The sequence below is a fragment of the Acinetobacter sp. YH16053 genome, from assembly GCF_013417035.1.
Taxonomy (GTDB): Bacteria; Pseudomonadota; Gammaproteobacteria; order Pseudomonadales; family Moraxellaceae; genus Acinetobacter; species Acinetobacter towneri.
Window position 1 is genome coordinate 1 of record NZ_VPEP01000053.1, and the last position, 4,811, is coordinate 4,811.

The window sequence follows — 4,811 nt, forward strand, 5'->3', positions numbered from 1 at the left end:
GAAGACCCTATAGTGATCAAGCAGATCCTTGATCACCTGAAGCACAAAGCCGAAACCAGCGGGACCAGGGCGTTACCCGAAAGCCGGGCGCCACCGGCTGAGCTGCTCCTGGGTCTGTTTGACTGACGAGCCTGAAGGCCAACGATACCAATCAAAATGCTGCGTTCACAGCGCCGCGGCAGGGATCCGCCGTGCTGGTTGTCGGAAAAGGAGCCGCTAGTGGGAAAGAGGAGGGTAAATTTTCAGCGTTGCTGGCTCCCCGTCAGCCGGATTGGGTTGCATCGCAGGGGTGTCGAAAGAGTCAACTGCGGTCCAAAGCTGTTGGACTTGGGTGAAAAGGGCGTTTATTCTTCCTATACGTGAACCGCATCCTACGGAATGAGTAACCCTTGCCCTATTGTGAGTAGAACGTCGTATAATTCAAACGAAAGCAGTTAATAGGTATGAAATATCACAGCACAAAAGAGCGACAGGACATGTTTAGATGATGTTATTATAAAATAATAACATCATGGATGAATAAAAAATAATTTTCTATCTTTACAACTATGTTATACTTCTATGATAAGGCTATGATGGCAAAGCCTTGGTTTTCCTAATCAAATAGTCGCCGAGATGGCTTCAATGCGACAGTAGGTCTACTGTCTCACAATTAATTCATGTATCAGATTTTTGTTCCCTGATGGGAAGTGTTATCCATACGAAAAGAATATGGGTAAAGTGTTACACCTGTATATGACATTCAGAATGTCCTGTCGGGGGAACTGGTACCAATTTAATAAAAGAAAACAGTATAGAAATGACAATCGAAGATATGCAAACATTAGCCCTAGAGCATGGGCTGAGAATTTCGGAAGAGATGAGCGTCAATGAGATGGGCATCGACTTTAGAGTTGCCTTTGTAAAGGAAGTAAACGGTGAGAACTGGGTACTCCGTATACCTCGAAGAAGCGATATGCTTGAACAAATCGAAAATGAAAGTAGAATATTGGATTTAGCCAAAAGAAACCTGTCGATCAATGTCCCTGATTGGAAAATTGTATCGGAGCGCCTAATAGCCTACCCTTTACTGGAGGATGCGCCTGCTCTGACATTCGATGCGATAACACATGAGGTTTCTTGGAACATAGATCGCGATAGCATAGCTTATGTGGAGTCTCTGGCAAAATCATTGGCCGAATTACATCGTATTACAGCTGACGATGTGAGAAAGAGCAACTTGAAAATAATGACTCCAAGTGAATTGAGGACCGAAATAGCTGACCGTATCCACTTGGTGAAATCTGAGATAGGTATCAGCGAGCCGTTGGAAAACAGATACCGTAGATGGTTGGACAATGACCCTTTGTGGCCTGAATTCACTTGTTTCATCCATGGCGATCTCTATGCAGGGCATGTCTTAACCTCGAAGGAAGGTAAGACCTCTGGTATCATAGATTGGTCTACTGCGCATATGGGTGATCCTGCACTGGACTTTTCTGGTCACGTATCGGTTTTTGGAGAGGATAGCCTGAAGAGTTTGATAACGGAGTATGCTAAACAAGGCGGAACGATATGGGATAGGCTCTACGAACAATCTATAGAGAGGGCTGCTGCAGCTCCATTAGCATATGGCGCTTTTGCGGTAGAGTGCAACGACGATAATCATATCAATGCCGCCAGAGCAGCCTTAGGTATTGTTCAATAAAATGATGTGAGGATACTTTTTTAAATGCTAAAATAGGAGTTCGATTGGTGCCACTTAAGAGTATCATTGATTTCTATTTTAGCCAGTATCCTCCACTTTTAGGAGCTCCTCGAAACTCGATTTTATGATCATCTCTTAAGATTTTGAGCCACCGCTCTACTATCTTGACAGGAACTAATAGCTCGTTTACTAAAAATGGTGCACGCTTTCCTGGATTAGTTCTTATCTGATTAAATAGTAGATTTACTCCCTCACTTACTCCCTCATTAGATTCGAAAAGTAGCTTTGATGAGACAATAACTCGAAAACCGTGCTGGAAATTTTCAAAGACAGGGGGACGCAGACCATAGGATGCGAAGCCTTCTTGGATTCGTTTGATGCCTGACCCATATTTTTCAATAAAATGCGCTTCTTTGAACGTGGCAGATATCCTTTTATTGCGCGCCCATGGCGAGTAATCTTCACGAAGAAGCTGATCAATCGTTAAGTTATCAGCTAAACCACCTGGATTGAAAAACTCTATGGAATTGTAATACACCCTGATTATGGAATCGGCAAATTAATTTGGACTTGGGTGAAAAGGGCGTTTATTCTTCCTATACGTTGTCGGCAGCGGGCCAAAAAGGAATACGTCCATGCCCATCGAGGTGAAACCGGCTGTGAGCGCGGGTTCAAGCATATAGCCCGACAGGCGCGTATCCTTGCCGATCACGACACGATGGCGGTGGTCACCGCGACGAAAGACACGGCCAGCCGCCATGCCGACGCGCAAGGCGGTTTCCGCCGTCATCGCGCCTTCGTTGGCTTTGCCACGAATACCGTCTGTGCCGAAATATTTGCGCACCATAAGGTCGATTATCCTGTCGTCGGGTCGCCCTCAAAGGGGACATGCCTGCTGAACCGCGAATATAGAGAAATATCCCGAATGTGCAGTTAACGAATTCTTGCGGTTTCTTTCAGCGCCGCCAATACCGCCAGCCCGTCGCGCAAGGGGCGCGGCTCGTGTGTGCGGATGAAGTCAGCTCCACCTGCGGCGGCGGCAAGCTCTGCAGCGAGTGTCGCGGCCCCGACATCCCCCGGACCACGGCCTGTGAGCGCGCGCAGAAAGGATTTGCGCGAAACAGACAGAAGCACCGGCAAATCGAAGCGCAGCCGCAATTCATCGAACCGCGCCAGCACCGAGAGCGAGGTTTCGGGAGCAGCCCCCAGAAAAAACCCCATGCCGGGATCAAGGACAAGGCGGTTGCGTTTGATACCGGCACCCGTCAGCGCCGCGATGCGCGCGTCAAAGAACGCCGCAATGTGATCCATGATGTCGCCAGCGGGTGCCTCGCGCCGATCTGCCTGCCCGTCTTGCACCGAATGCATAACGACGAGTTTGGCAGATGATTTCGCCAATTGCGGATAGAACGCAGCGTCTGGAAAACCGCGAATATCATTGAGATAGGCCACACCACGCGACAAGGCATAGGCTTGCGTCGCGGGTTGATAACTGTCGAGCGAGACGGGAATGCCATCTGCCTTGAGCGCGTCCAGCACCGGCGCGATACGCGCGATTTCTGTGTCGGACGAAACAGGCGCGGCGTCGGGATTGCTGGATGCCGGACCGAGGTCGATCACATCTGCCCCCTCGGCCATCAGCTTACGCGCCTGCGCAATGGCTGCGTCTGGCGCCAGATACCGGCCTCCATCGGAGAAACTGTCCGAGGTTATGTTGACGATGCCGAAAATGATGAGCGATTTATTCATGGGGGCTTCTATAATAATCTCTGTACACGACAAAAATAGATAACTCATTGAAATAATGTCACAATAATTGTTTTCTAACGACGAATACTATGACACATCTCAATGAGTTATATCTTATCTTAAACAAATCTCTAAAATGGAACAAGTCACATTTAAAGTGCTTTGCGCTCATCATGCTTGTGATTATTTTAAAGCAAACATGTAATCTTTCTTCTGCATCTAAAGCCTTGCCCATCAAGTGTTTACCACAATCATTTTATCGACGTATGCAGCGCTTCTTTGCAGGTCAGTATTTTGATTATCGTCAAATTTCTCAGTGTCATCACCAGAACGATGGTGATGACTACGGCGATCTGACCCCAAAGGATTCGGCCTCCGCGCAATGCAGGCTCCAGTCGGCAAAAGAGACGGAGCCGATCAGAGAGTAGGCAAAATCGGGACGGGCAACAGGAAAGAGGATGCCGGAGGGCTGCCGGATACTATCGGCGGCAAATAGGATGGATCGCCTGTGCCGTTATCGTGCCGGTCGAGTGCCATCCAGGAAACGATTGGGCGAATCGCCGTCACGCTTCATTTTGCCTGCGAGGTTGAGTAGATTTTTCAGTGCGGAGTTGCGATTGAACGGCGACCAGACGGCTGTAAAGGCAACCGGCTCCGGTTCATCGAGGAAGGGCAGGAAGACGATGCCGGTCGTCGGCAACAATGACGTTGCCTCGCCGACGATAGTGATGCCGAAGCCTTGTCCGACCATAGATAGCAGCGTGTCGCGCCCCACATCAAAGCGCCGGATCGACGGTGCGGGCCAACGCCCGGCAAGGCGCAGCACGATATGGTCATGGACCTGCGGGCCGGTGCCACCATAGCGAACAATGAAAGTCTCGCCGACCAGATCGGACCAAGTGATTGCGGACTGCCCGGCGAGGCGATGCCCATCCGATAGCACGGCCACCAGCGGTTCGGTCCAGATCGGTCGGGTATGGCAGTCGGGCATCTCGGGCTTGCCCGCGACGAACACCACGTCGAGCTGGTCAGCACGAAGCTGCATCACCGCATCGCGGGCTGTGCCTTCGGTGATCTCAACCTCAATGCCCGTATGTTCTTCCCGATAATGACGGATCAGCTCCGTGAGAAAGCTGCGTGGGATTAAGGCATGGATGCCGATGCGAAGCCGGCCGTATTCTCCTTGAGCTGTCATGCCTGCGGTCTTCACTGCGTGATCGAGTTGATCGACACCCGCCGTGACACGCTCCATGAAGTGCCTGCCTGCGTCTGTTAGCCGAACGCCCCGCGCATGGCGCTCAAATAGCAGGACACCAAGGTTATCCTCCAGCGCTTTCACACGCGCGCTGACGCTCGACTGGCTGATACCAAGTGC

5 protein-coding genes and 2 pseudogenes are annotated in these 4,811 nt (G+C 50.3%); 2 read left to right on the plus strand and 5 right to left on the minus strand.

Going from position 1 to position 4,811, the window contains the following annotated elements; genetic code table 11:
- Positions 1–799 precede the first annotated feature (799 nt).
- On the plus strand, positions 800–1,687 hold the full coding sequence (mph, locus tag FTV43_RS14490) for an Mph(E)/Mph(G) family macrolide 2'-phosphotransferase (RefSeq protein WP_071830579.1): 888 nt from the start codon (positions 800–802) through the stop codon (positions 1,685–1,687).
- A 73-nt stretch (positions 1,688–1,760) separates the two neighbouring features.
- On the opposite strand, the gene FTV43_RS14495 is transcribed toward mph, so the two are convergent.
- The 3 genes from FTV43_RS14495 to sul2 form a co-directional block, all read right to left on the minus strand.
- Entirely contained in the window at positions 1,761–2,225 is a 465-nt protein-coding gene (locus FTV43_RS14495) for an ATP-binding protein (RefSeq protein WP_071830580.1), read from the minus strand.
- A 21-nt stretch (positions 2,226–2,246) separates the two neighbouring features.
- Positions 2,247–2,534 carry a phosphoglucosamine mutase gene (locus tag FTV43_RS14500; RefSeq protein WP_159516853.1) on the minus strand — a complete coding sequence of 96 codons (288 nt, stop codon included), beginning with the start codon at positions 2,532–2,534 and terminating at the stop codon, positions 2,247–2,249.
- A gap of 86 nt (positions 2,535–2,620) precedes the next feature.
- Entirely contained in the window at positions 2,621–3,436 is an 816-nt protein-coding gene (sul2, locus tag FTV43_RS14505) for a sulfonamide-resistant dihydropteroate synthase Sul2 (RefSeq protein WP_001043260.1), read from the minus strand.
- 89 nt (positions 3,437–3,525) lie between these two features.
- Here sul2 and FTV43_RS14510 point away from each other — a divergent pair.
- Positions 3,526–3,753: pseudogene (locus FTV43_RS14510) on the plus strand (IS4 family transposase); the annotation flags it as partial.
- A gap of 197 nt (positions 3,754–3,950) precedes the next feature.
- On the opposite strand, the gene FTV43_RS14515 reads toward FTV43_RS14510, so the two are convergent.
- Positions 3,951–4,631: a LysR family substrate-binding domain-containing protein gene (locus FTV43_RS14515; RefSeq protein WP_109354582.1), complete on the minus strand. Its 681-nt coding sequence runs from the start codon at positions 4,629–4,631 to the stop codon at positions 3,951–3,953.
- Positions 4,632–4,634: 3 nt separating this feature from the next.
- Positions 4,635–4,811: pseudogene (locus FTV43_RS16205) on the minus strand (LysR family transcriptional regulator); the annotation flags it as partial.